The sequence below is a fragment of the Streptomyces tubercidicus genome, from assembly GCF_027497495.1.
GTDB lineage: Bacteria > Actinomycetota > Actinomycetes > Streptomycetales > Streptomycetaceae > Streptomyces > Streptomyces tubercidicus.
In genome coordinates this window covers 2,235,004-2,260,946 of sequence record NZ_CP114205.1, presented here as the reverse complement: position 1 = coordinate 2,260,946, position 25,943 = coordinate 2,235,004, and the positions used below count along the sequence as shown (strand labels likewise).

The 25,943-nt window shown below is 69.2% G+C and carries 24 protein-coding genes; 10 read left to right on the top strand and 14 right to left on the bottom strand.

Translation table 11 applies throughout. The features are described from left to right. Nucleotides 1-11 precede the first annotated feature (11 nt). Nucleotides 12-884 (bottom strand): quinone oxidoreductase family protein, encoded by an 873-nt coding sequence (locus STRTU_RS09500; RefSeq protein WP_246240305.1) that lies wholly within the window; start codon nt 882-884, stop codon nt 12-14. Between the two features lie 133 nt (nt 885-1,017). Then, nucleotides 1,018-1,485 carry a helix-turn-helix domain-containing protein gene (locus tag STRTU_RS09495; RefSeq protein ID WP_159743147.1) on the bottom strand — a complete coding sequence of 156 codons (468 nt, stop codon included), beginning with the start codon at nt 1,483-1,485 and terminating at the stop codon, nt 1,018-1,020. Between the two features lie 691 nt (nt 1,486-2,176). Between STRTU_RS09495 and STRTU_RS09490 the strand changes: the two genes are divergently transcribed. Together STRTU_RS09490 and STRTU_RS09485 are read left to right on the top strand one after the other, a co-directional pair. Next, on the top strand, nt 2,177-3,016 hold the full coding sequence (locus tag STRTU_RS09490) for a ParB/RepB/Spo0J family partition protein (protein WP_246240302.1): 840 nt from the start codon (nt 2,177-2,179) through the stop codon (nt 3,014-3,016). Between the two features lie 156 nt (nt 3,017-3,172). Next, the gene (locus STRTU_RS09485; RefSeq protein WP_159743146.1) at nt 3,173-3,646 is read left to right on the top strand and encodes a GNAT family N-acetyltransferase; all 474 of its coding nucleotides are present in this window, start codon (nt 3,173-3,175) and stop codon (nt 3,644-3,646) included. A gap of 5 nt (nt 3,647-3,651) precedes the next feature. Here the strand turns inward: STRTU_RS09485 and STRTU_RS09480 are convergent, their stop codons facing one another. Further along, a complete protein-coding gene (locus STRTU_RS09480; RefSeq protein WP_159746799.1) occupies nt 3,652-4,587 on the bottom strand; it encodes a LysR family transcriptional regulator in 936 nt (311 codons plus the stop codon). A 101-nt stretch (nt 4,588-4,688) separates the two neighbouring features. Between STRTU_RS09480 and STRTU_RS09475 the strand changes: the two genes are divergently transcribed. Further along, nucleotides 4,689-5,969 carry an MFS transporter gene (locus STRTU_RS09475; RefSeq protein ID WP_246240299.1) on the top strand — a complete coding sequence of 427 codons (1,281 nt, stop codon included), beginning with the start codon at nt 4,689-4,691 and terminating at the stop codon, nt 5,967-5,969. Nucleotides 5,970-6,147: 178 nt separating this feature from the next. Continuing rightward, nucleotides 6,148-6,639, top strand: a complete 492-nt coding sequence (locus STRTU_RS09470; RefSeq protein ID WP_159743145.1) for a hypothetical protein — start codon at nt 6,148-6,150, stop codon at nt 6,637-6,639. 61 nt (nt 6,640-6,700) lie between these two features. Here STRTU_RS09470 and STRTU_RS09465 read toward each other — a convergent pair whose 3' ends face one another. Further along, entirely contained in the window at nt 6,701-7,714 is a 1,014-nt protein-coding gene (locus tag STRTU_RS09465) for a GlxA family transcriptional regulator (protein WP_159743144.1), read from the bottom strand. 141 nt (nt 7,715-7,855) lie between these two features. Between STRTU_RS09465 and STRTU_RS09460 the strand changes: the two genes are divergently transcribed. Next, entirely contained in the window at nt 7,856-8,656 is an 801-nt protein-coding gene (locus STRTU_RS09460; protein WP_159743143.1) for a thioesterase family protein, read from the top strand. Nucleotides 8,657-8,969: 313 nt separating this feature from the next. Here the strand turns inward: STRTU_RS09460 and STRTU_RS09455 are convergent, their stop codons facing one another. The 10 genes from STRTU_RS09455 to STRTU_RS09410 all read right to left on the bottom strand — a co-directional run bounded on the left by STRTU_RS09455 (nt 8,970) and on the right by STRTU_RS09410 (nt 19,803). Continuing rightward, the gene (locus STRTU_RS09455; protein WP_159743142.1) at nt 8,970-9,791 is read right to left on the bottom strand and encodes a VOC family protein; all 822 of its coding nucleotides are present in this window, start codon (nt 9,789-9,791) and stop codon (nt 8,970-8,972) included. 13 nt (nt 9,792-9,804) lie between these two features. Continuing rightward, entirely contained in the window at nt 9,805-11,136 is a 1,332-nt protein-coding gene (locus STRTU_RS09450) for a hypothetical protein (protein WP_159743141.1), read from the bottom strand. After that, nucleotides 11,133-12,215, bottom strand: a complete 1,083-nt coding sequence (locus STRTU_RS09445) for an NAD(P)/FAD-dependent oxidoreductase (RefSeq protein ID WP_159743140.1) — start codon at nt 12,213-12,215, stop codon at nt 11,133-11,135. Before STRTU_RS09445 ends, STRTU_RS09450 begins: the two co-directional genes overlap by 4 nt. Next, complete coding sequence (locus STRTU_RS09440; protein ID WP_159743139.1) at nt 12,212-13,546, bottom strand: SidA/IucD/PvdA family monooxygenase; 1,335 nt, start codon at nt 13,544-13,546, stop codon at nt 12,212-12,214. Before STRTU_RS09440 ends, STRTU_RS09445 begins: the two co-directional genes overlap by 4 nt. Nucleotides 13,547-13,614: 68 nt before the next feature. Then, on the bottom strand, nt 13,615-13,983 hold the full coding sequence (gene panD / locus STRTU_RS09435) for an aspartate 1-decarboxylase (protein ID WP_159743138.1): 369 nt from the start codon (nt 13,981-13,983) through the stop codon (nt 13,615-13,617). Between the two features lie 79 nt (nt 13,984-14,062). After that, the gene (locus STRTU_RS09430) at nt 14,063-15,658 is read right to left on the bottom strand and encodes a class I tRNA ligase family protein (protein WP_159743137.1); all 1,596 of its coding nucleotides are present in this window, start codon (nt 15,656-15,658) and stop codon (nt 14,063-14,065) included. After that, nucleotides 15,655-16,011 (bottom strand): cupin domain-containing protein, encoded by a 357-nt coding sequence (locus STRTU_RS09425; RefSeq protein ID WP_159743136.1) that lies wholly within the window; start codon nt 16,009-16,011, stop codon nt 15,655-15,657. Before STRTU_RS09425 ends, STRTU_RS09430 begins: the two co-directional genes overlap by 4 nt. 93 nt (nt 16,012-16,104) lie before the next feature. Continuing rightward, nucleotides 16,105-17,349: an FAD-dependent oxidoreductase gene (locus STRTU_RS09420; protein WP_159743135.1), complete on the bottom strand. Its 1,245-nt coding sequence runs from the start codon at nt 17,347-17,349 to the stop codon at nt 16,105-16,107. A gap of 629 nt (nt 17,350-17,978) precedes the next feature. Continuing rightward, nucleotides 17,979-19,001, bottom strand: coding sequence for an adenosine deaminase (locus STRTU_RS09415; protein WP_159743134.1), 1,023 nt, complete (start codon nt 18,999-19,001; stop codon nt 17,979-17,981). A gap of 172 nt (nt 19,002-19,173) precedes the next feature. Next, nucleotides 19,174-19,803, bottom strand: coding sequence for an NADAR family protein (locus STRTU_RS09410; RefSeq protein WP_159743133.1), 630 nt, complete (start codon nt 19,801-19,803; stop codon nt 19,174-19,176). Between the two features lie 201 nt (nt 19,804-20,004). Here STRTU_RS09410 and STRTU_RS09405 point away from each other — a divergent pair, with 201 nt between their 5' ends. The 5 genes from STRTU_RS09405 (at nt 20,005) to STRTU_RS09385 (ending at nt 25,940) form a co-directional block, all read left to right on the top strand. Then, nucleotides 20,005-21,522: a gamma-aminobutyraldehyde dehydrogenase gene (locus tag STRTU_RS09405; protein ID WP_159743132.1), complete on the top strand. Its 1,518-nt coding sequence runs from the start codon at nt 20,005-20,007 to the stop codon at nt 21,520-21,522. 164 nt (nt 21,523-21,686) lie between these two features. Next, entirely contained in the window at nt 21,687-22,934 is a 1,248-nt protein-coding gene (locus STRTU_RS09400; RefSeq protein WP_159743131.1) for an ABC transporter substrate-binding protein, read from the top strand. A gap of 59 nt (nt 22,935-22,993) precedes the next feature. Then, the gene (locus STRTU_RS09395; protein ID WP_159743130.1) at nt 22,994-24,157 is read left to right on the top strand and encodes an ABC transporter ATP-binding protein; all 1,164 of its coding nucleotides are present in this window, start codon (nt 22,994-22,996) and stop codon (nt 24,155-24,157) included. Continuing rightward, a complete protein-coding gene (locus STRTU_RS09390; protein WP_159743129.1) occupies nt 24,154-25,092 on the top strand; it encodes an ABC transporter permease in 939 nt (312 codons plus the stop codon). Before STRTU_RS09395 ends, STRTU_RS09390 begins: the two co-directional genes overlap by 4 nt. After that, nucleotides 25,092-25,940 carry an ABC transporter permease gene (locus STRTU_RS09385; protein ID WP_159743128.1) on the top strand — a complete coding sequence of 283 codons (849 nt, stop codon included), beginning with the start codon at nt 25,092-25,094 and terminating at the stop codon, nt 25,938-25,940. The genes STRTU_RS09390 and STRTU_RS09385 overlap by 1 nt, the downstream gene beginning before the upstream one ends. Nucleotides 25,941-25,943 lie beyond the last annotated feature (3 nt).

Genomic DNA, 25,943 nt, shown 5'->3' with positions numbered 1-25,943 from the left:
GTCCGTCAGGGCTATCGCGCAGGATCCAGGAGGAGCTTGCCAGTGGTCCGGCGGGCCTGCAGATCCATGTGTGCGCGCTGAATCTCGCTCAACGGGTACTGACCGCCGACGTGTGGGGTCAGCGCGCCGGAGAGCGCCGCGTTCCACAGCTCGTTCATCGAGTGAGCGAGCATGCCGCGCCGGGGGTAGATCTGCGGCAGGGCAAACCCCATCACGCTCTTGCTGCCCGCGAGCACGTCCCGGGTGTCAAGGGTGGCTGCCCGGCCGCTTGCATAGCCGAAGACCAGTAGCCGGCCGAAGGGTGCCAGTGCCTCCAGCGACGCCGTGAGCGACGGGCTGCCGGTCATCTCCAGCACGATGTCAACTCTGTGACCCCCGTTGGCGTCGATCAGCCGCTCGGCCAGGTGGTCCGCACTGGCGGAGTCAACGGTCACGTCAGCGCCCAGTTCCAGGGCGAGCCTGCGCTTGGCGGGTGTGGAGGCGGCGGCGATGATGCGGCCGGCGCCGGCCTGCCGGGCGAGCTGCACAGCCAAGGTGCCCACGCCGCCGGCCGCGGCGAAGATCACCACCGACTCCTTGCGCCTGATCCGCGCGCAGGTGTGCAGCAGATGCCAGGCGGTGTTGCCCTGTACCGCCAGAGCCAGGGCAGCGCCGTCGTCGATGGCATCAGGGACGGTGAAGGTCGTCCCGCGCGGCGCGACAGCGCACTCCGCATAGCCGCCGCCCCGCATGGTGAAGGCAAGGACACGCCGGCCGTCGCTTCGCCGCTTGCCCACCACTTCACTGCCCAATACGCAGGGCAGCGTGATCTCGGTGATGTAGGTGCCCTCCCGCATGAGAATGTCGGCAAAGTTCACCCCGGCCCGGTCGACATCGATCAGCACATGTCCAGGCCTGGCCTCTGGAGCGGGCAGCTCCGCGATCTGCAAGACCTCAGGTCCCCCGAAGCCCCTGACCACAACTGCGCGCACATGTCTCCTTCTGCGTCCGTACGCCCCGAAAGCGGCGGTACACGCGTCATTGATGGCCGGGGGGCTTGGGCGGGAGCCCTTCCATCTCGCGGAGCTGGTCCAGCAGCAGCGAGGCGAAATTCAGCCCCTTCGGCGATAGTCCGGCCGCTCGTGCCGCCACCTCGGTGACCCCTGCGTCCTTGAGTGCCAGCAGGTCATCGGCATGGACGCCCGCATCACGCAGGGCGGTGAGCTGGCTGAGTTTCGCGTCGACCTCGGTGGCGGCCTCGTCATCGAAGAAGTAGGCGGCCTTCACCCCGAAAAACCGCGCGAGTGCCTCCAAGTGATGCATACGCGGGTTGTCTCGTTGTCCCTTGCGCAGGTAGGCGACGTACTGCTTGGAGATGTCGCCGCCTTGAGCGCGGATGGCCTTGGCGACCTCTTCGTTGCTGTACGGACCGCGTCCACGCGGGTGAATCGTCTCAAAGAGGCGGTTCAAGCGGTCGGCGAGCCGGCTGGGCGGAACCTCTCCCACTTGATACCTCGGCCTTTCTGTGTCGGCTGTCAACGGGCGTGTGCGGACCAGGCGAGTCCGAGAGCGAAGAGGGTAACGCCAGTTGACGATCGTGTCGAGGTGGCGTTAGCGTCGGTGACAACTGGCATGGCCACAGCGGGTGTTCGAAGCGGGTCCCACTACACGCACGGTCTTCAGGGTCAGCGTCGCGTAGCGAAGTAACGCTAGCCAAAGCGGGTGGCGGAGCACGACAACTCGTATGTACCGAACCGGAACCCCATTGGTCGATCCCGTACTCGATCAAGGCCGGCCAAGAGACAGCGAAGCCGTACTGAGCGAGGGGCAGTGCGAACGACGATCTCACAGCCACTGTGGTGGCCATCCGATGTAACGGCGCTCGCCGGCTGCCTGAGCCGCAGCCCTTCGCGAGCGGAACGGGAGACATCAACTGCGTTTTTCGGGGTTTCCGACGGGGCAACGAACTCCCCGTTCACGTCGAGTGCTCCGGCGGGAAGGGTGCGTCACTGTGGAAGCAACATCCATGAGCACTTCATGCAAGAGCGGTTTATTGGATCCGAATGTTGAAAGCGTATCCGTCGATTCGCTGGCTATGGCAGACTCGGCCCGCCTCGCTGGGGAAAATACGGAGCACGCTCATACACTTGCCCGGTCTGGGGCTTCACTTCCCCCGATCATCGTGCATCGTTCGTCCATGAGAATCATTGACGGAATGCATCGATTGCGCGCTGCGATCCTGCGGGGCCGGGATGAAATCGACGTCAGGTTCTTTGACGGAAACGAGAAGGACGCCTTTGTGCTCGCTGTTGAGTGCAATGTGCACCATGGCTTGCCGCTGCCCCTCTCCGACCGCACCGCGGCGGCGGAACGGATCGTCAAGTCGCATCCGGAGTGGTCCGATGGGGCGGTTGCCGCGGCGACCGGGCTGGCAGCCAAGACCGTCGCTGCGATTCGGCGGCGGTCAGCAACTGAGCACCTTCCCCAGTTGCACAGTCGGATCGGGCGGGACGGCAAGGCGCGCCCGATCAACAGCGCGGAGGGGCGCAGGCTGGCGAGCACCCTCCTCATGGAGAACCCCAACGCCTCACTGCGGGAGGTCGCCATGGCGGCCGGCGTCTCGCCCGGCACCGTGCGTGATGTGCGTCAGCGCCTTCAGCGTAAGGAAGATCCGGTTCCTCCCCGCCAGCGCGAGGCCGAGCTGAATGCCGCACCGAATTTCCGCACCGCGACGGGCGGTGGCACCGGCGCCGCCGTTCAGGGCCTGGACCGGAAGAGGGCGATGCAAACCCTCATGCGGGATCCTCAGTTGCGCATGTCCACGGAGGGCAGGCTCCTGTTGCGCCTGTTCGCCGTACACGTCGACGAACGGCAGAGGCAGCGGCTCGTCAAGTGGATTCCCAGACGCTGGAGATGTGCCGTCGCGGAACTCGCCTACTCGTGTTCGCGTGACTGGTATCAGTTCGCCAAACAACTGGAGGAATGTGAGGAGGAAAAGGCGGCCGGCAGCGAGAAAGTCTTGGAAGAAGTCGGCTGACTTCGCCCCTCTTGCCCGCGAACGGACCCGCGCACAGCGCCTTTGATGACCTGCACAAGAAGCTGTTCACGAGCCCCGGCCCGGATTCAGGGCTCCGGACACCGCTGATCGCGGTCTTGTGTGCCGAAGGAAACCCTGCCGAATGAAAGGAAGACAATGCAGCAGACCGGAAACCAGCAGGCGTGGAGCGTCAGCCCGGCGACCGAGGGCGACTATGCGCACTGGCGCAAGCTGTATCAAGGCTATGCCGACTTCTACGGAAAGGAGATGCCGGAGTCGCGTGCCGAGCGCGTCTGGTCGTGGATCATGAACCCGGAGCACGAGGTCCATTGCATCCTGGTGCGTGACGAGGCCGGTGCTCCGGTGGGTCTTGCTCACTACCGTCCGTTCGCCCGCCCGCTGACCGCGACGACGGGGGGCTTCCTCGACGACTTGTTCGTCACTCCCGAGCTGCGGGGCAGCGGTGCTGTGGATGCGCTGTTCACGCGGTTGCGGGAGATCACGGCTGAGCGCGGCTGGAGCGTCTTGCGTTGGATCACGATGGATGACAACTACCGCGCGCGCAGCAAGTACGACCGCGTGGCGCAGCAGACGAAGTGGGTCACCTACGACATGGCGCCCTCGGCGTAGTGGAATCAGGGGCGCCTGCCGTGCGGGCGCCCCTGCCCCTGTTCAGCGGTGCTCATCTCGCGTGCCAGGGCCACCGTCAGGGCACGGAAGATGCGTACTTCGGGATTGTTGTCGGTGGTGCGGGTGGCAAGGACGCTGTGCGCACGAGGCGCGTCCAGCACCGGTACATAGCGTGTGCCGGGCCAGGGGTAGTAGCGCGCGAAGGATTTCAGGCCGGAGCCGGCACCACGGCCCGCCGCGACGCTCGTGAGGATGTCCTGAGGCGTGAGGGCGTAATCGGGTGCACGGTGCTCGCCGGATTCGAAGTACAGGTAGTCGGTGAAGTTGCGAGGCGTGTGCTGGGGCAGCTGAAGGTAGGGCAGGTCGATGACGTCGGCCAGGTGGACACCGGTTTCGGCGGCGTCCGCGAGGTGAGAACGTGTCGGGACCGCCACGATCCGCTGTTCCGCGGTGAGGATGTCCACCTCCAGGCCCTCGGCTTCGAAGGCGGGCCGGACGAAGGCCACGTCCACGCGGTCTTCGCGCAGCGCACTGATGTGTTCGGTGAAGTTCAACTGGACGAGTTCCAGCGGCACTTCGGGGCGAGCCCGGCGGAAGGCGTTGACGGCGGCCGGGGTGACCTCGGCCGAGCCGTGACCCATGATGCCCACCCGCAAGGCGCGGGCTGCGGCCGGCGGAGCGAGGGCGGCCTCGGTCACGTCCTCGACGGCCGCATTTGCCGCAGCGAGCAGGGTGCGGGCATGGGAGGCCAGTCTGCGTCCGGCGACGGTCGGCGCGACAGGGCCGTTGCCGCGGTCCAGCAGCCGGGTACCGAACTCCCGCTCCAGCTGCTGTACATGCAGGGTGACGGCGGCCGGCGACAGGAAGAGCCGGGCGGCCGCCCGCCCGTAGTGTTCCTCCTCGATCACCGCCAGAAAGGAGGACAGCTTCCGCAGATCCATACGGGCCACGATACGGCCGGCTCTGCGCCTGGTCACGAGGGCATTCAGGATTCCTGAACGGGGGCAGCGCCGGGCACCGCCCGGCCGTTACAACGGTCGGCATGAGCAAGCACGCCGCCCCGACCACTACACCCGCAGCGTTCCCTCCCACCCCACCGATGGGCTCGGGCACACCCGTGCCCGCACCCCGGTACTGGCTGAGCGCGGGCTGGGTGATGGCCGCCTCCGGCTGGAGCGCCAACCAGTTCTCCGCCCTGTTGGGTTCCTACCGCAGCGAGCTGGGCCTGACCACGGCCACCACGACCGCTCTGTTCGGCATCTATGTGCTGGGACTCATCCCCGGGCTGTTGCTGGGCGGGCCGCTCGCCGACCGGCGGGGCCGTCGGCCCATCGTCTTTCTCGCGTTGGGCAGTTCGGCCCTGGCCACCTGTCTGCTGATGATCGGCCCCGCAGCCTCCGCCTTCTTGTGGCCCGGGCGTTTCCTGACCGGGATCGGCGCGGGGGCCCTGCTGTCGGCGGGCAGCGCGTGGATCAAGGAGCTGTCCTCGCCCCCGCACGGCACCGCCCCCAACCCGGGGGTGGCGGCCCGTCGTTCCGGTCTGTTTCTGTCCGCCGGCTTCGCGACCGGCGGCCTGGCCGCCTCCCTCATCGCCCAGTGGGCGCCGCACCCCATGGTCACCGCCTACATCCCGCACCTGATTCTCTCCGCCATCGCGGCGCTCAGCGCCGCCCGCGCCCCTGAATCCTCTCCGGCTCACCCCGGCAAGGCCTCGGCGGCTCCCGCGCCCGGTGCACGGCGGGAGCAGCGCGCCTCGGCGGCCGAGTTCCGCCGGCTGGTCGCCCCCGTGGCCCCGTGGGTATTCGTCGCTCCGGCAGTGGCCTTCGCTACGCTGCCCGGCCTGGTCGACGCCGACCTGGAGGGCTGGCAGACCGTTTACGCCGGTGTGATCACCGCTGTCACCCCCGGCGCCGGCATCATTGTGGCGCCCTTCGCACGTTCGCTGGCTGCCCGGCACCGCATCGCCACCGGTGCCATCGGACTGGCCGCCGTCGCCCTCGGCATGCTGATCGCCGCGCTCGCCGCGGCGCAGGCCCAGCCCGTGGTCGCTCTGATCGCGTCGATGGTGCTCGGTGCGGGCTACGGCCTGTGCGTCGCTTACGGCCTCACCGAGGTCGCCGCTCTTGCGCCGGCGCACCGGCTGGCTCGGTTGACCTCGTACTTCTGGACCCTGGCATACCTGGGTTTCCTCGCCCCCTACGTGATCACCCTGTGCACCGGGTTCCTTTCGCCGCCCATCATCCTCGTCGGCGCCGCCGTGCTGGCCGTGATCACGCTCGTAGTCATCGCGTACCGCGGCACCCGCCAGGCGCACGCGCACTGACCCGGACCCGCCGCGGCCGGAACCGGCCACGGCGGGGGGCTCGGAAGACACCCCGCAGCTACCCCTTTGCTCCTGGGCCTCCGCACCCGGGGCGCACCGCGCACACCACGCAGCACCAGCGTCGGCGTACTCCGATGTGCATGCTCGCGTGCCTCGACGACCAGGAAGGTTCCCGTCCATGCCGTGGGATGAGAAGTGGCTCATCAGCAATGAGGTGGCCGACGCTCTCGACCAGCTCGACGCCCACTACGCCCTCCTGGGTGACGGCATCGGCGACCCTCAGTTCGACGCATTCCTGCGGGACATCGAGCCTTACCAGACCCGGCGGGCCGGTACCGTGCTGCGCTCGGCCCTCCAGTCGCTGGCTGCCAGGGGCCGGACAGAGCACACCGCCTACGGACTGTCCTGGGGCAGCCTGGTGAGCTTCCTTGAGCCGGCCCCGGCGCTCGCCGAGATTCTCGATAGCTACTGCCTGGCCGATGACGCGGTGGTTCGCCCTGGCTCCCTCGGACGCGAGTGGGCCCGTCGCACCTGCGAGGCCGCATGGCCGGTCTGGCTCGCCGCATGCGCTTCGGAATCCGGGCGGCACCGGCGCCTCTTGGGCACCCTGCCGCCCGTGACCACTGGCCGGCTCCGGCTGCGCGGCCTGGAGCCCCACGACCGCCGCTGATGGCTGGTACCCCCCGGCCGGCCGTCAGCGGCCCACACAACTGGAGAGTGTGCGACCTCGCTCAGGACGCTTGCGGCAAGGCTTCCCCGCGGCTCTCCTGCTGTGCCACCGGCCTGAACTTCACCGGAACCTGCCCGGCCCGGAAGGCGCGCCGGTAGGCGTCCGGCGGCATCCCCACCGCCCGGCTGAAATGGCGGCGCAGCGTGGCCGCCGTTCCCATTCCCGTCTGCGCAGCGATCTGCTCGATGCTGTAGGTGGAGGTCTCAAGGAGCTCGTGTGCTTGCTGAATCCGCTGCGTGAGCAACCACTGCAGCGGCGTTTTCCCGGTAACCGCATTGAAGTGCCGGCTGAGGGTGCGCGTACTCATATTGACCCGCCGCGCCAAATCAACCACGGTCAGCGGCTCGTCCAGGTGCGCTTTCACCCAAGGCAGCAGTTCCGCCAGGGCGTGATCTATCCCTTGCGTAGCAAGGGGGGTGATGAATTGAGCCTGATCGCCGTCGCGGAGCGGCGGCATGATGAGTCGTCGCGCCAAATCATTGGCGACCGCTGCGCCGTAGTCGAGTCGGACCAAGTGGAGACACATATCGATACCCGCCAGTTTCCCGGCAGAAGTGAGAATGTCGCCGTCATCGACGTAAAGCACGTCCGGGTCCACGTTGACGTGCGGGTATCGCGCGGCCAGCAGGTCGGCATAGAGCCAATGAGTGGTGGCGCGCCGGCCATCCAGAAGCCCGGCGGCGGCCAGTACGAACGCCCCGGCGCAGACGGAGACGATCCGGGCGCCGGCGTCGTGTGCTGCGCGTACCGCTTCGACCAGGTCGGCGGGCTGTTTCCCGGGGGTATTGGGTGAACCCGGGACGATAACGGTGTGGGCCGTCACCAATTCATCCAGGCTCCGATAACCGTCCGGCCGGAACCACCCGCCGACTCTTGCATTTTCGGAACCACAGATGATGAAGTCATACCAAGAATTCGTGAGTGGAGATCTGTCGACACCAAAAATCTCACACGGAGCCGCTAATTCGATGAGTGACACATGCTCGGCGAGTGCTAAAGCTACGGTATTCCCCATGCCGACAGCTTGCCTACTACATCAATTGCTGGTCAATGAGCTCTCAAGCGAGGTTGCACACTGGCGCGAATTCCTTGAAGAACGTACCTACCGGTAAGTATGGTGATCTTCGTCATGGTTTGTGAAAGGTAGGCTTTCGAAATGGCGGAAATTGCTTCACCGCATGAATCCTTCTATCGGCCCCTGGGGGGTGGCCGATACGCGAGCAGCCCCTCCACTGCGGGGCCGTGGAGCCCGAAGGCGCAGCATGGCGGCCCTCCTTCTGCGCTGATGGGACGGGCGTTCGAGCGGCACGCGGCCCGAGAGGGGTTCCGCATCGCCCGCATCACGCTGGAGCTGCCGCGCCCGGTTCCCGTAGGCGACCTTCAGGCCGAGGTCCGCACCCTCCGCTCGGGCGGACGCACCGAGCTGTTGGAGGGCGAGCTGACCTCGGACGGCAGGACTGTGCTGATGGCACGGGCCTGGAGAGTGGCCGGCAGCCCTGCCGCCACCCCCCGTCTGCGGCCGGTTTCCGACCCGCCGCAGCTGCCTCACCCGCAGCCCGCGCACACGATGGCGGGTGCCCACATGGACGGCTACATCTCGGCAATGGAGTGGCGGTTCGAGCCAGGAAAAGGATTTGACACGCGCGGCCCGGGCACGGCCTGGGCTCGGCAGCGGATCCCGCTGGTAGCCGGCGAGGAAGACACTCCTCTGACGCGCGCCCTCACCCTGGCGGACAGCAGCTGGGCCGTGGCCTTCGAACTCGACCATCAGCAGGGGCTCGTCATCAATACCGACGTCACGCTGGCGTTGCACCGAGAGCCGGTCGGTGAATGGTTCTGCATGCGGTCCGCGACTGCGGCCAGCCCCCAGGGATCCGGCCTGGCGCTCGGGCAGCTCGACGACACGGACGGAGACTGCGGCCGCATCCTGCAGACTCTGCTGGTCGCCGACCGCTGACCGGAGGCACCCGCGGAACGGGCGAATCCGTTCGGTCAGCCGACGACCGTCCAGGTGTCGTTGCCGGCCAGCACGATCGGGCCGTTCCTCGACGTCGGGGATCCGCCACGGCTCCGAGCCGTTGGCCAGATAGCCGTCGGAGAGCAGGAAGACGGGGGTGCGGTAGGTCAGTGCGATACGGGCCGCGCCCAGCAGCACATTCGGTGCGTCACCCGGCAGGGTCCCGGCGGGGGCCCGGATCTCGGCGGGGAAGTTGGGCAGCGTCGACAGGTCGTTGCCGAATGATGCCGTCTCGGACGTGAACCGGTCGCCGTCAGAGACCCAGGGCCGTGCTGTCCCACACCTCCGCCAGGCCCCCGTCGGGCAGCGGTATGAGGGCCCTTGAGCCGGTGGGCGCGGACGCCTCCACGAGCTGCCGCGGGTGGGGGGCCGGCAGCGCGATGGCGGTGGCCGCGTCGGCAGCCGGGTCGCGGGCGTCCTTGCCGACGAGGAGCAGGTTCCCGATGACCGCGACGTCCAGGTCATGGCCGCTCGGGCCGGCGTGGGGCCGGGCGGAGGTCTCCAGGACCTTCTCGTAGAGGGCGACGGCGTCGTGGAAGTCGGCCCGGGGCACTTGACGCCGCACCAGAAGCCGCGGTGCGGGCCGCGAGCCGCCGTCGGGCGGCGCGGTGCGCGACGGTGCGGGCGTCTCGCCGGGCTGCGGGCGGTGTTCTACCAGCTCCGCCACGGCGTCGTCGGGGTAGCGCACGCGCGCCCGGGCGCCGGGCAGGATGTCCTCGGGCGGTTCGAGGACGGTGCCCCCTGCGGCGCGCACGGTCTCCAGCTGTGCGGTCAGTGACGGCACGATGAGGGAGTAAGCGGTCCGCCGCTGGATCGGGGTGAACGGACGGACGCTGGCGATCAGCAGCAGGTTTCCGACGGCGGCCAGCTCCAGGCCGCCGAAGTCGGGGATGGGCATACGGAGATCGGCGGGTACGGCGAGCAGCCGCTCGTAGAAGGCGATGCGATCGTCCAGATCGGCCGCGTCGATCAAGGACCGGGCGAGCAGCCGGGGCCGGTCGTGCACGGACGAGTCGGGACGGGTGCGGAACCACCGGTCGGGCAGGACTGCGGCGGTGGGGTGTGGCGCGGTCATCGTTCGGTTCTCCTCATGCCGGTTGGCTGATCGGGGTCCACCACTGCCGCCCGGCCAGTCCCCAGGCGGCGAGTTCCTCGGTGACGCGGCTGCCGAGGTCGGCGGCGTCTCCGAAGTGATCGGGGATGCCGGTGACGGTCACGGTCATGCGCTCGCCGACCCGCAGCAGGCACAGGGAGGCGCGCAAGCGGGCCTTTTCCGGGACGAGCCCGGGGACGTTCATGGTCCGCAGGCCGACGCTCTCGGCGAGGCCGCCGCCGAAGCACGCCACCGGCTCCGGGGCCATTCCGAAATTCGAGGCGACCACGTCGGTCTGCTGAGCCCCCGGGGCCTTGAGCCGGTTGGCCCAGCGGGCCGGCAGCAGATGCCACAGCGGTTCGGGGACGAGCGTGCCGCTGTGTTCGCCCGCGGTCCGGAGCAGTTCCCTGGTCGCCGTCCGGGTGTGGCGCAGGTCGAGGTGCGGCCGGCTGCCGCCGGGGACGGTCAGCGGCAGCACGACCAGGGCGTTGGCGCGCCCGTCGCCCTCCGGTGCGCGCATGCTCAAGGGGATGCCGACATCGACCGTGGCCTGCTGGTCACGCGGCACGTTGCGGCGGATCAGATTGGCGGCGATCTCGATGAAGAGGCTGTTGGCCGTGCCGCCGTGGGCACGGGCCTGCCGTTCCCAGTCCGCGGCCGGTACGTCGAAGAGGGCCGAGGAGAAGAAGCGGGGCGCGGAGGCCGCCGCAGCGGGCCTGGCGGCGGTGTTGCCGAGGGCGGCGCCGAGTTGGGCGCGCTTACCCGGGCCGGCGAGCAGGTTCAGTCCCCAGCGTGCGGTGCCGGTGCAGGCCCGGATCACCTGACCGAGGGCCTCACCGAGGTCACCGGCGGCGTCCTCGTGCGCCGGGGTGGGGTGTGCGTACGGAGCGATGCCGCGGGTGGCGAGGGCATGGAAGATGCCCATGCCGTCACAGCGGAAGTGCGGCACGGTGAGGGAGACGAGACTGCCGTCCCCGTAGGGAGCGGACGCCAGTCGCCACAGGGCGGTGGAGCCGACGGACATCGGGGCGCGTACCTGCTCGTCGATCCACCGCGGTGCGGTGGCTCCGGTCAGCATCTGATGGTCGGTGTGCAGGGGTTCCTCGTTGGTGGCGCGGACCCATCTGCGCCGCGCCACCGGCAGGCGGCCAGGGACGGCGTGGCGGCTGAGCCGGCTCTGGTTCAGCCGGTGCCACTCGGCCTCCAGCGCGCTGTGGGAGACGGGCTGCGGGAACTTCCACAGCACCTGCACCACGCGGGACGAACCCAGGGTCTCTTCCGCGGCGTGCAGCATCTCGTCGGTAGGGTTCAGATGCCAGGTCGTCATGTCAGCACCTCTTGGAGCCGGGCGGCCGTGTGGGCGCCGACGGCGGGGGCGAGCTTGAACCCGCCGCCGTTCCAGCCGGTGGCGGTGACCAGACCGCGCGGTTCGGGCCAGGCGGTGACCGCGCCGCCTCCGGCAAGGGCCTGCGCGTCGTAGGCGGTGCGTCCGCCCACCGCGGGGGCGTCTGCCAGGCACGGGAGACGCCGGCGCAGGACCCCGCGGATACGCTCTTCCTCCGGCGCCGAGATGCCCGTGCGCACGGTCTCCGGTACGTCGGTGGCACTGGAGCGCACACCGGCGAGCAGCGTCGGGTGCGTATCCCATCTGCGCACCCACGCCCCGGTGGTGACGTCGACGATGGTCGGCAGTGCGGCGTTCGGTGCGCTGATGCCCGGGTCGAAGAGGCCATAGGCCACCGACCGGGTGCGCAGGGGCAGGGGCACTCCTACAGAGGCGGCCAGCGGGCTGCTGCCGGCGCCGGCGGCGAGCAGGACGGCGCGGGCCTGTACGGAGCCGGCATCGGTGGCCAGGCCGGTCACGCGGGAGTCGGCGGTGCGTACGGCGGTGGCCCGTGCACGCAGTACCCGCAGGCCGGGGCCCGCGTCGCACAGCAGCGCATGGGCCACTTGCCGGGCCGGGACCCAGCCGCCCCGTGGTTCGTACACCCCCGCCAGGTCGTCGGGTACGTCGAGCCCGGGAAAGCGGGTGCGTATTTCGTCCGCGGACAGCAGCGCGAGGTCATGGCCGGCCGCGCGCAGCGCGCTGGTCTGCGCGCTGCGCCGGGTCAGGTCCGCGGTGCGCAGGAGGGTCAGGCTGCCGTGCTCGTGCACCTGCGGCCAGGTGCCCCGCCAGCCACGCCGGAGGTAGAGCTCCAGGCCCTGTGCCGCCCAGGACGCGTGGTCCTGGTCGGGGTCGAAGGCGCGGATGAGCCCGCCGGAGGACCCGGTGGCTCCTCCGGCGATGCCCGAGTCGTCCACCAGGACCACCGACAGTCGCTGCGCGGTGAGCCGTTCGGCAGTGGCCAGGCCGATGATGCCGCCGCCGACGACGGCGACATCCGCGCGGGCGACGGACTGCGTCACCGCAGCGCCCCGGCGACCAGGGGCCGTTCGTCCGTCCGTTCGCCCTTGCCCACCAGGGATTCGGCGATGTCGGAGGAACGGGCCGAGAGCATGGCCAGCGCTCCGGCGTCTCCCATGCCGTGACTCGCCTCGCACAGCCCGTTGAGGTACACCCGCCGCGGGGTGGGCGTGTGCTCCTGGGCGGTGAGCTCGATCGAGTAGTCCCGTGCGACGACCGGAACGCCGACCCGGTCGAGGGGGAACCGGTGGGCGATGCCCTCCAGCAGGGGGTGGTAGGGCTCGTCGTTCGGCCCGGTGCCGAAGTCGCGGAACCCCGTGCCCAGAATGATCACGTCGGCGTCGAGGGTCTGTTCCGTGGCGTGGTTGACATCGCGTACCCGCAGCCGGTGCTCGCCGCCGGGCGCCCGGGTGATCTCGGCCGTCTCGGAGAACGGCACCATCCGCAGGCGGTCGGACCCGGCCAGCTCGTACTCGCGCTGCACAGTGACGAGCTGGTCGATGACGTCCTGGTCGCATGCCGCGTAGTTGATCGACCGGAGTTCTTCCCGCATACGTTGCTTGGTCTCGCTGGGCAACGGGTGGAAGTAGTCGACGAATTGCGGGAGGAACACCTGCCGGCTGTAGGGACTGGTGTCCTTGAGCCGGAATCCGATACCGCGGTGGAGGGAGGTGACCTGCTCGACGTTGGGGCGGCGCAGCAGATCGAGGATGATCTCGATGGAACTCTGGCTGGCGCCCACCACGGCAACCCTGATCCGCCGGTCGCGCAGGCCCTCGATGGCGGACAGATACTGCGTCGAGTGGAAGACGTCCGGCCCCAGGAAGCCCTGGAAGGGGTAGGGGATGCGCGGGGAGCGGCCGGTGCCCATGACGACGGTCTCTGCCAGGTAGCGGCGGCCGCTCGCGGTGTGGACCGCGAACAGCTCGCCGCCGTCATCCCCCGTGATCAGGGACAGCCCGGTGGCGGACTGTCCGTAGTCCACCGAGCCGCGGAAAGCTTCGGCCGCCCAGCCGAGGTAACCGGCGTACTCCCGCCGCAGCGGGAACTTTGCGTTCAGGTGCAGGTAGTCGGTCAACTGACCCTGCTCGGCAAGGTAGTTGACGAAGGTGTAGCGGCTGTACTGATTACGCTGCATCACCAGGTCGCGGAACGGGTTGTTCTGGATGTCCGCGCCGGGCAACAGCTGCTGCTCCTGCCATTGGAAGCCGTCGGCCCGCTCGATGAAGTGTGCGGTGCCGCCATGGCCGAGTTCTTCAAGTGTTACCGCGAGGGAGAGGTTCGCGGGTCCGAACCCCACCCCGAGTACGGGATGAATCTGTTGATTCGTCACTGGTCATGGTCCTCTTCGGGCATACAGGGACGCGAAGATGCAGGTCGTTGACGGGTGTCCACGCCGGTTCAGTGGCTCTGGAGCTCGGTGCTGGTGATCCGGTTCTCTTCGTCCACGTGGACCACGCGGGACTTGTGCTCGGCGAGCTCGGTCTCCGTCAGCTGCGCATAGCTGATGATGATGACCTTGTCTTTGGGCTCCACCAGGCGTGCGGCGGCACCGTTGACGATCACCTCGTTGGCGTGCGGGGCGCCCAGGATGGTGTAGGTCTCGAACCGCGCGCCGTTGTTGACGTTGACCACGTGCACCAGCTCGTGGACGCCGATCCCCGCGGCCTCCAGCAGCTCGGGGGAGACGGTGATCGAGCCGACGTAGTTGAGGTTGCAGTCGGTGATGGAGGCGCGGTGGATCTTCGAGTTCATGAACGTGCGGAGCATGAGGATCTTCCTTCGTGGTGTCGGTTTCGGTGCGGGGTGCCGGCCGGTACGCGATGCGGGCGTCGTACCGGCGGTGACGTCAGGACGGCGTGGTCAGGGCGCCGTGGTCAGGACGTCGGGTATTCAGGCCGCGGAAGGCGCCGGCCGGTGGCTCGGTGAGCTCGGCCAGCAAAGGGGCCTGCTCGACGACGGAGGGGGCGCTGAAGGACTGGGTCACCTGCTCGGAGAGGTCCGGGGTGACCGGCCAGGCGAGGGTGCGCAGCGACCAGAGGAACAGCAGCGCGCCGGAGACATCGGCCGGGTCATCGAGGTCGATCTGCTCGCTGCGCAGCGCGAGCACCTCCAGGTGCAGCGCCAGCGCCTCGGCGGCCTTGCGGATGCTGAAGGTCTCCAGCCGGTAGGCCTCCTCGAACCGCTGCCGGGAGGCCGCCAGGGCGGCCGCCCACCAGGAGGACGGCGGGGTATCGGCGCTGCGGCCGGCCAAGGTGGTGTTCAGTGCCCGGGTGAGGGCGGAAATCGGCTCGTCGAAGCGCCGGTTGATCGTCGAGAGGGCGATCTCCTCGCTGAACTCCGACTGCTGGAGCTCGGGGCTGGTCAAGGCGAGCACGAAGCGCGCCCGGTCCCGGCCGACGCTGTCCAGATACTCCCCGGCCCAGCGGACATCCCCCTTGCTGGTGGAGAACTTGCGGCCCTCCAGGAGGTAGTACTGGTTGGTGAGGGTGCGCGTCTTGGGCAGGGCGACCGGCAGGCCGTGCTCGGCCGCCAGCAACGAGAGCGTCACATAGACGAAGGCGTTGTAGAACCCGTTGTCGATACCGATGAACTGCACCAGCTCGTCGCAGTCGCCCAGGTCCGCCTTGCGGGCCTGAGCCAGCCAGTACAGATGCCCGACGTAGATCTCGGGCCAGGCGTTGATGGCCTGGGCGGGGGCGTCGGGGCCGTCCCAGCCCACCGCGATCCCCCACGTACTGGGGTAGGTGATGGGGATGTAGGGCAGGCGCGTGGCGAGGGAGTCGGAGACGACCCGGGCCAGGTCGGGGCGGAGCCGCACGTCGGAGGCCCGGTACCAGTCGGTGATCTGCGCGCGGTAGCGCTCCAGGTCCAGGACCCAGATCGATGCCGTGCGCCGCGGCAGGGCGGCGGCGGTGCCGCTCGGCAGCAGGGCGGCGGGAAGGTTGTAGCCGCCGCAGGCCTCGCACACCCCGGCACGGGCGTGAGCCAGGCAGGCGGGGCAGCGGCCCGTGACGAAGGCCTCGGCCCGGTACTCCCCGGCCTCGGCGTCGTAGGGAAGCTCCACCTCCCGCTGGTCGAAGGCGCCGTGCCGCCACAGGTGGGTGAAGAAGCCCTCGACGAACTCCGTGTACGCCGCGTCGGGCCGCTCGAAGAGATCGACCTGGACTCCGGCCCGCTCCAGGGTGGTGGTGACGCTCTTGAACGCGTGCTGGATCAGTGCCTCGGGCCCGGTGCCCATGCGTTCGGCGGTGGTGACCACGTAGGTCTGGTTGTCGTCCGTGCTGGTCGAGAACGCCACGTCGTGGCCGAGGACCTTCTGCGAGCGAGCACAGACGTCGCTGCCCAGCACCGGTCCGGCCAAGTGGCCCAGGTGCAGGTCCCCGTTGGGGGTGGGCGGGGAGAAGGTGACGTTGATGCGCTGCTTCCGGTGCGGGGCGGTCATCGCTGCTCCTCGCCCTGCTCCGAAGGCTGGAGCCAGTAGATGCTGACGAACGTCAGCGGGTCGGAGTCACTGGTGTTGGTGACGATGTGATGGGTCCCGTGCGGGATGTAGATGACGTCCCCGGGGATGACCGCGCGCTCCTCCTCGCCGATCCGCACATGCCCCTTTCCGCCGGTGAAGATGAACGTCTCGTCCGTGGCGTGGCCGTGCGGGGCGCTCGACTCGGACGGCCGGATGGAACACAGCGTGCTGTTCCACGGCGGTACGACGACGTTCTCCCACGGGTACAGCTGACGCAGGTCGCAGCCGTTCTTGCGGATCTGCTCGTCGTCCGCAGCGGTTTTCACGTACATGGAATCTCCTCGTTGACATGTCGTCGCCGACGCGCCTGCGCCGGCGGCGTACCTGGTCTGCTCGATCGAGCGGCACCCGTGGGGCGCCGTCGTCTACTGGAGGGCGAAAAGGCGCTTGATGACGCCCGGGTCGAAGGACTCGGCGGGGACCTGGTCCGGTCCCTGGAAAGTCGCCATCCGCGAGCCGGCCAGAATCGGATCGGCCTGTATCGCCTTGGCGTAGGCCTTGCGGCGGGCCCTGCCGTCGGGGGTGAACGTCATCTGCATCGTGGTGCGCACCGACCCGGAGATACGGATGCGGCGCATGCGTACCGCGCGCTCCGCGGCGTACGCCTCGAACGCCTCCGGCGTCCAGGAGCTGTGGGACCGCAGCGCCTCCCGGACCGAGCGGGCATCCCGCAGCGCAATGGACAGCCCCTGCCCGACGACCGGGTCGCTCCACCCGGCGGCGTCTCCGACCAGCACCGCGCCCGGGGCGATGGGGGTGGCCGCCGAGGCGTCGTTCATCGGGTAGAACGCGCAGGACTGGGAGGGCGTGGCCGAGGCAAACATCTCACTGCCGGGTATGCATCGGAACTGAAATGCCTTCAGGAAGTCCGCCTGCCGGGTGGGACCGGAAAAGCGCCCCTTCTGATCGACGCCGTGCAGAATATAGAGCCGTGCCCGGGCGCCGTCACGCGGGAAAACGAAGTAGAGCAGCTCGCCTTCGGTGCCGATAGAGGTGACATTGACCGGCCAGTCATGCAGGTCTTCGACAAGCATGCCGCCGCCCAATGAATTCGGCGAGGTCTGAGCGAGTGCGATGTCCAGCTGGCGGCGTACGGTCGACATCCTGCCGTCGGCGCCGACAACAATGCGGCACGGGACTTCGTATTCCATGTCGTCGAGTTCGTAACGGACGCTCGGGTTCGGCCCGCCGGTCACGTTCACTTCACCTACGCCGCGAACGACGGTCGCGCCGGCGTTCTCGGCGGCGGTGGCCAGCGCTTCGCAGGCTTCCGGGTGCCCCACATCCAGAACTCCCGGGATTTCCGGGAGCATCTCGTCCAGGTGCAGCGCATTCTCTTGGGCGGTTTCCGGGTCGATCGTCTCGTCGAAGCCGACGAAGCGGTTCACGAAGGTGCCGCCGGCGTCCAGCAGGGCCTGCTCCAGACCGAGCCGCCGCAGTTCGACCACACCCCAGCAATTGACCACCTCCCCGCGGACCTTGTCGCGGTAGACGGTCTGGCGCTCAAGAAGCAGAACCTCATATCCGTCCCCCGCCAGCGCTGCCGCCAGGGCCGATCCGGCGATGCCGCCGCCGACCACTACAGCATCGATGCGCTCAGCCTTCGCCATGGATTCCTCCGGGAGCCCTGAGTCGGTTCACGTGCCCGCCGTTGAGACGTGCCTGCCGTTGAGAAGGGTCGGCCTGGCCAACCACGGAGGTAAGACTTCCCGAACACGGCACCCCGGGACGATGCAGGTAAGCGACATGCCTCGTCATCTTCCGGACACGCGTGTCCAACTGGCGCCGTATTGGGCCCGTGTGCGTACTTCTCGCGTACCGAACCAGGGAAGGAGTTCCCTGCCGCGTTGCATCGGAGAGAATCCATTCCGGCCGGCCGGTATTCCGCGCCGGATAAGTCGGTGCAACTGCAAGGCGGCAGCCGGAAACCTTCCCCGATTGATTCTGAGGACGCTTCCGGAAAACGGCGTCAGCCGGGATTCATCAGCGGTCGATTGAGCCGAAAGGGCTGGCTCCGGGTTCGCCGCGCCTGGCCAGAGTCGTCCGCGCCCTGTTCGCGGCACTTGTGAACTCGGCTTGACGGTCCGTTCGTTGACGCCGATGCAAGGCTGTCGTGAGCCCGGACGCGAGCGCGCGTCCAGTGCGTGTGCGGCACGACGTACGGGTGCCGCGGGTTGCCCCGCCGGCCGCGGTGCGGGGCGGCGGGGCAGCCGGTGTCAGGGCGGCACGGCCCGTCTCTCTAGCCGCGCCAGGACGCCGTGTAGCTGTCGATCTCGGCCGTCAGCCGGGCCTTGGCGGCGGTGTCCATGAAGGACGCGGTGACGGCATTCTTGGCGAGACCCGCCAGCCCATGGGCATTCAGCCCCAGTAGCCGGGCGGCGACGGCGTATTCGGTGTTGAGGTCGGTGCCGAACATGGGCGGGTCGTCGCTGTTGATGGTGACCAGGACGCCCGCGTCGGCCATTTCCTTGACGGGGTGCTCCGCCAGGGTGCGCACCGCGCGGGTGGCGATGTTGGAGGTGGGGCAGACCTCCAGCGGGATGCGGTGCTCGGCGAGATGGGCCAGCAGCCGGGGGTCCTGGGTGGCGCTGGTGCCGTGGCCGATGCGCTCGGCACCCAGATCGTTGAGGGCGTCCCAGATCGTGCCGGGGCCGGTGGTCTCCCCGGCGTGCGGCACGGAGTGCAGGCCGGCCGCGCGGGCGCGGTCGAAGTACGGCTTGAACTGCGGGCGCGGCACGCCGATTTCCGGGCCGCCGAGGCCGAACGAGACCAGGCCCTCGGGCTGCAGATCGCAAGCGATCCTGGCGGTCTCCTCCGCGGCCTCCAGACCCGCCTCGCCGGGGATGTCGAAGCACCAGCGCAGCACCACGCCCAGCTCCGACTCCGCCGCCTTGCGGGCGTCCTCGATGGCCTCGACGAACGCGGCGTCGGGAATGCCCCGTCGGACCGAGCTGAACGGGGTGAGGGTCAGCTCGGCGTAGCGGATCTGCTGGCGAGCCATGTCCCGGGCGACCTCGTAGGTCAGCAGCCGGACGTCCTCGGCATCGCGGATCAGGTCCACGACGGAGAGATAGACCTGGATGAAGTGCGCGAAGTCGCGGAAGGTGAAGTAGTCGGCCAGCGCTTCGGGGTCGGTGGGGACGGCGGAGTCGGGGTGCCGCGCCGCCAGTTCGGAGACGATGCGCGGTGAGGCCGATCCGACGTGGTGGACGTGCAGCTCCGCCTTGGGCAGGCCCGCGATGAAGGCATCGAGATCGGACAACGGTTCCTCCTGGTCAAAGGGTGCGCTGGGTGCGCGGAACGGCCCCGGTCATGCTATGCGGGGTGGGGACGGCGGGGGTATGGCGGGGGAGCGGGGCCGGGCACCGAGTGGGCCCGCAGGCTGGGTGGGGCCGGCCTGTCCTACGCCCCCGCTCCGGCCGCCCCGGTCTGCCCTATGTCACCGCTCCGGCCGCCCCCGCCGCCCCGTCCGCTTCCCGCAGCCGCTGGCGGGCCGCCATCAGCGCGAAGCCCAGCAGGTTCAGACCCCGCCAGCGGGCCGGGTTCCCGGCCCGCTCGTCGTCGGCGGTGAGGCCGATGCCCCATATCCGGTCCACCGGGCTGGCCTCGACCAGCACCCGGGAGTTCGTGCCGAGCAGATACGCGCGCAGCGCGGTGTCCTGCCCGAACTTGTGGATGCTGCCCTCGACGACCAGGTCGAAGCGGTGCCGCTGCCAGGTTTCCTCGTCGAAGCCGCGGACCCGGCGTCCGGCGTTCTTGGCCTGCTGGGGGTGGCGGGCCATGACCGCCTGCCGCTCCGCCTCCGCGTCCCCGAACAGCCGGGCCTTGCCGGCCATCATCCAGTGCTCCGCGGTGGCGTAGCGGACGCCGTCGACCGTGAAGGCGGCGGGCCACCACTGGCTGAAGCAGCTCACGCCCAGGCTGCCGTCGCGCCGCGGGGCGTGGCCCCAGAAATGGACGTATTTGAGGCGCTTGCCGGTGGCGGTCTCCGCGCGCAGCTCCTCGACCGATCGGGGCCCGTCCGCGGGGCGCCCGGCCATGATCCCCCTGCTGTCGTGCATCATGCCGGGATTCTGCCAGCGGGCACTGACAACGTGTCGGGGTCCCTGCGGGGAAAATCGCAGAATCCGTCGCGTAACCAAAAGGCAACAACGGAATCCCTTGTTGAGGCTCCTCTCCTCTGTCAAGATCGGCCATCGATTCCGGAAATAGCTACGCCAGGCAATGCCGCTGAGCGGCCCTGGTGCCCGGCGGAGGAGAGCACCATGGATCACCGATTCGATGCCACCGAGCGGTTCGCCGAGGGCGCGCAATTCATCGCAGGAAGTCTCCGCGGCGGCAGCTCCGGCCGCACCCAGGAGGTCGTGGACCCGGCGACCGGCGGGACGGTGTACTCCTACGCACTCGCGGGAACGGCGGATGTCGACGCGGCCGTGGAGGCCGCCCGGCAGGCGTTCCCGGAGTGGGGCGGCGCCACGCCAGGTGAGCGGTCCGACACCCTGCACCGGTTCGCGGCGGCGCTCGCCGAGGACGCCGACGATCTCGCCGCCGCGGAATCGCTGAACTGCGGAAAGCCGATCAAGCTCAGCAAGGAGTTCGACGTACCGGGCTCGATCGACAACGCCGCCTTCTTCGCGGGCGCCGCCCGTCACCTGGAGGGCAAGGCGGCCGGCGAATACAGCGCCGACCACACCTCGGTCATCCGCCGCGAGCCGATCGGCGTCGTCGGCTCCATCGCACCGTGGAACTATCCGCTGCAGATGGCCGCCTGGAAGGTGCTGCCGGCCATCGCCGCGGGCAACACCATCGTCCTCAAGCCGGCCGAGATCACCCCGTTCACCTCGCTGCTGTTCGCCCAGGCCGCGCAGCGCGCCGGTCTGCCCGACGGGGTGCTCAACATCGTCTCCGGGGCGGGCCGGGACGCCGGTGAGCGCCTCGTCGGTCACCCCTCCGTCGCGATGACCTCCTTCACCGGCTCGACCGCGGTCGGCAAGCGCGTCGCCGAGATCGCCACCGGTACGGTCAAGCGGCTGCATCTGGAACTCGGCGGCAAGGCCCCCTTCGTCGTCTTCGACGACGCGGATCTGGAGGCCGCTGTCCATGGAGCGGTCGCCGGAGCGCTCATCAACACCGGCCAGGACTGCACCGCCGCCACCCGCGCCTACGTCCAGCGCCCGCTCTACGACGCCTTCGTCAGCGGCGTGGCCGACCTGATGGCGACCGTACGGCTCGGCGACCCCTTCGACCCGTCCACCGACCTGGGCCCGCTGATCTCGCACACCCAGCGCGACCGGGTGGCCGGTTTCGTCGACCGGGCGCGCGGCTACGCCACCGTCGTCACGGGCGGCGAGGCACCCGGCGGTGAGCTGGCCAAGGGCGCCTACTACCGGCCGACGCTGGTCGCCGGGGCCGCGCAGGACAGCGAGATCGTGCAGTCCGAGATCTTCGGCCCGGTGCTGGTCGTGCTGCCCTTCGACAGCGACGACGAGGGCATCGCGCTGGCCAATGACACCCCCTACGGGCTGGCCGCCTCCGCCTGGAGCCGGGACGTCTACCGCACCGGTCGCGCGAGCCGCGAGATCAACGCGGGCTGTGTCTGGGTCAACGACCACATCCCGATCATCAGCGAGATGCCGCACGGCGGCGCCAAGGCATCCGGCTTCGGCAAGGACATGTCGGCCTACTCCTTCGAGGAGTACACCCAGGTCAAGCACGTCATGTACGACAACACCGCGGCCGCGCGCAAGGACTGGCACCGCACGATCTTCGGGGACCGCCCGTAAGGGCTGTCCGTAAGGGCTGTCCGTAAGGACCGTCCCCCGGCCGAGCCCCACCGAGCACCATCGAGCACCCACCGGCCCCCAGGGGCCCCACCCCGCGGCCGGCGCCGCGCGGCATCGTCACCACCGGCCGAGCGCCGGGCTCCTCCCCTGAAAGGGCACTGCGCATGGAGCACCACGAGCAGCCCGAACCCCTGTCACCGGCCGAACTCGCCGCCGTGCGCCGTAGCCTGACCGATGGCCGCCTCGCCATGACCCGCCGCTCCCTGCTGCGCGCGAGCGGCGCCATGGCGGCCGCGGTCGGTGGCCTCGGTGCCCTGTCGGCCTGCGGCATCCCGCCCGCGGGCCGTACGGACGCCGGGCATTCCGCGGACCACTCCGGGGCGGAGAAGCGGATCAGCTTCTCCAACTGGACCGAGTACATGGACGTCACCGACGACGGCAAGCACCGGCCCACCCTGGAGCACTTCACGAAGCGCACCGGCATCGCGGTCAAATACACCGAGGACATCAACGACAACGACGAGTTCTTCGGCAAGATCCAGGCGCAGCTCGCGGCGGGCCAGGACACCGGCCGCGATCTGATCGTGCTCACCGACTGGATGTGCGCGCGGATGATCTCCCTCGGCTGGATCGAGTCGCTGGACCCGGCCCAGCTGCCGCACGCCTACGCCAACCTCACGCCGCAGTTCCGCAACCCCGCCTGGGACCCGGGCCGCGCGCACTCCTACCCCTGGCAGGGCATCCCGGCGATCATCGCGTACAACAAGAAGGCCACCGGGGGCCGCACGGTCGACTCGGTCAGCCAGCTGCTGGAGGACCCCAAGCTCAAGGGCCGGGTCGGCTTCCTCTCCGAGATGCGCGACAGCGTCGGACTGACCCTCCTGGACATGGGCAAACGGCCCGAGGACTGCACCGCGGACGACTTCGACGCGGCCCTCGCCCGGCTCCAGAAGGGCGTGGACTCCAAGCAGATCCGCCGCTTCACCGGCAACGACTACACCACCGACCTGGACAAGGGCGACCTGGCCGCCTGTGTGGCCTGGGCGGGCGATGTCGTCCAGCTCCGGAACGACAACCCGGACATCGGCTTCGCCGTCCCCAAGGCCGGCTACATGACCTCCACCGACAACCTCATGGTGCCGAACAAGGCCCGCCACAAACAGAACGCCGAACGGCTCATCGACTACTTCTACGAGCCGAAGGTGGCGGCGAAGATCGCGGCGTACATCAACTACGTCTGCCCCGTGGACGGCGTACGCGAGGAACTCGCCAAGATCGACAAGAAGGCGGCCGAGAACCCGCTGATCATTCCGGACAAGGACATGGCCGAGAGGTCCCACTCCTTCCGGGCCCTGTCCGCCAAGGAGAACAAGGCGTTCACGCAGAAGTTCTCCGACCTCACCGGCGCCTGATCCACCGGCCCCCAGGCCCGCCCGAGCCGCTTCGCCCTCCGACCCACGGGACGACCGACATGACCCACTCCGCGACCCCCCAGAGCAGCGGCGGCGACGTCCGCCTCCACGGGATAAGCAAGACCTACGGCTCCTTCACCGCCGTCCAACCGCTCGATCTCACCGTCCCCGCGGGCTCCTTCTTCGCGCTCCTGGGCGCCTCGGGCTGCGGCAAGACGACCACCCTGCGCATGATCGCCGGGCTGGAGGAGCCCACCACCGGCACCGTCGAGCTGTCCGGCCAGGACGTCACCGTGCTGCCGCCGTACAAGCGCCAGGTCAACACCGTCTTCCAGAACTACGCGCTCTTCCCGCACCTGGACATCTACGAGAACGTCGCCTTCGGTCTGCGCCGCCGCGGCATCAAGTCCGTCAAGAAGCAGGTCGAGGAGATGCTGGAGCTGGTCCAGCTCGGCCCGATGGCGCGCCGCAAGCCGCAGCAGCTCTCCGGCGGCCAGCAGCAGCGCGTCGCGGTCGCCCGCGCGCTGATCAACCACCCCCAGGTGCTGCTGCTCGACGAGCCGCTCGGCGCCCTCGACCTCAAGCTGCGCCGCCAGATGCAGCTTGAGCTCAAGCGCATCCAGACCGAGGTCGGCATCACCTTCGTGCATGTCACCCACGACCAGGAGGAGGCCATGACGATGGCCGACACCGTGGCCGTGATGAACGGCGGCCGGGTCGAACAGCTCGGCGCCCCCGCCGACCTCTACGAGAACCCCGCCACCACCTTCGTCGCCAACTTCCTGGGCACCTCCAACCTCATCGCGGCCGAGGTCACCGAGGCCGGCGGCGAACAGCTGCTCCTCAAGGCCGCGGACGCCACGCTGCGGCTGCCCGCCGCCCGGTGCGGCACCCCGGCCCGCAAGGGCGAGAAGGTGCTGGCCGGAGTACGCCCCGAGAAGGTCTCCCTGACGCACGCCGACGACGCCGACGCGCTGCCCGACGGCCGCAACCGGCTGCCCGGCCGCATCAAGGACGCCAGCTTCATCGGCGTCTCCACCCAGTACGTCGTCGAGGTACCGGGCCTGGGCGAACTGGCCGTCTACGAGCAGAACGTCGAGCGCGACGGGCGCCTCGTCCCCGGCGCCGCCATCGTCCTGCACTGGAACCCGGCGCACACCTTCGGCCTGGACGCCGCCCAGGACATCCAGGCCGGTGCGGACCTCGACGAGGAGGCCGCATGACCGCCACCGAAACGCCCGCGCCACCGGACGGACCGGCCGGGACGGCACCCCTGGAGGTGCGCAGGACCCCCGCCCGCAAGCGGCTCGTCCCCTACTGGCTGCTGCTGCCCGGCATCCTGTGGCTGCTCGTCTTCTTCGCCGCCCCGCTCGTCTACCAGGCGTCGACCTCGATCCAGACCGGCTCCCTCGAAGAGGGCTTCAAGGTCACCTGGCACTTCGCGACGTACTGGGACGCGCTCGGCGAATACTGGCCGCAGTTCGTCCGCTCGGTGGGCTACGCCGCCACCGCCACCGTGCTCTGTCTGCTGCTGGGCTACCCGCTGGCCTATCTCATCGCCTTCAAGGCCGGCCGCTGGCGCAATGTCGTGATGATCCTGGTCATCGCGCCGTTCTTCACCAGCTTCCTGATCCGTACGCTCGCCTGGAAGACGATCCTGGCCGACGGCGGACCGGTCGTCGGGCTGCTGAACGCGCTGCACGTCCTGGACGTCACCAGCTGGCTGGGGCTCACCGAAGGACAGCGGGTGCTGGCCACCCCGCTCGCCGTGGTCTGCGGACTGACCTACAACTTCCTGCCGTTCATGGTGCTGCCGCTCTACACCTCGCTGGAGCGCATCGACCCGCGCCTCCACGAGGCCGCCGGGGACCTCTACGCCCGCCCGGTCACCACCTTCCGCCGGGTGACCTTCCCGCTGTCGATGCCCGGTGTCGTCGCGGGCACCCTGCTCACCTTCATCCCGGCCGCCGGTGACTACATCAACGCCGAACTGCTGGGCTCCACCGACCAGAAGATGATCGGCAACGTCATCCAGTCGCAGTTCCTGCGGGTCCTGGACTACCCGACCGCCGCCGCGCTCTCCTTCCTCCTCATGGCGGCCATCCTCGCCATGGTCACCATCTACATCCGCAAGTCGGGGACGGAGGATCTGGTCTGATGGCCGTCCACGGCACCACCGAAGCCACTGCGGTCCGCACCCCGAACCGGGGCCTGCGCTGGCTGCGCCGCAACCTCGTCGCGATAGCGGGCCTGTGCACGCTGGGCTATCTGATCCTGCCCAACCTCGTCGTGCTGGTCTTCTCCTTCAACAAGCCCAACGGCCGCTTCAACTACCAGTGGCAGCGCTTCTCCACGGACGCCTGGCGCGATCCGTGCGGCGTCGCCGACCTGTGCGGCTCGCTGGGCCTGAGTCTGCAGCTCGCGCTGTGGGCCACCGTCGGCGCGACCGTCCTCGGCACCATGATCGCGTTCGCGCTGGCCCGCTACCGCTTCCGCGCCCGCGCCGGCGTCAACACCCTGCTCTTCCTGCCGATGGCGATGCCCGAGGTCGTGATGGCCGCCTCGCTGGCGACCCTCTTCCTCAACATGGGCATCCAGTTCGGCTTCTGGACGATCCTCATCGCCCACATCATGTTCTGTCTGAGCTTCGTCGTCACCGCCGTCAAGGCCCGGGTGATGAGCATGGACCCGCGTCTGGAACAGGCCGCCCAGGACCTCTACGCGTCCCCCCTCCAGACCTTCCTCCGGGTCACGCTGCCGATCGCCGCCCCCGGCATCGCGGCCGGCGCGCTGCTCTCCTTCGCCCTGTCCTTCGACGACTTCATCATCACCAACTTCAACGCCGGCTCCACGGTGACCTTCCCCATGTTCGTCTGGGGATCGGCGCAGCGTGGCACGCCCGTTCAGATCAACGTCATCGGCACGGCGATGTTCCTGGTCGCCGTGGTGTGTGTCATCGTCGGCCAGCTGGCCGGGGCCCGCCGCAAGAGGAGCAAGAGGAGCTGAGAA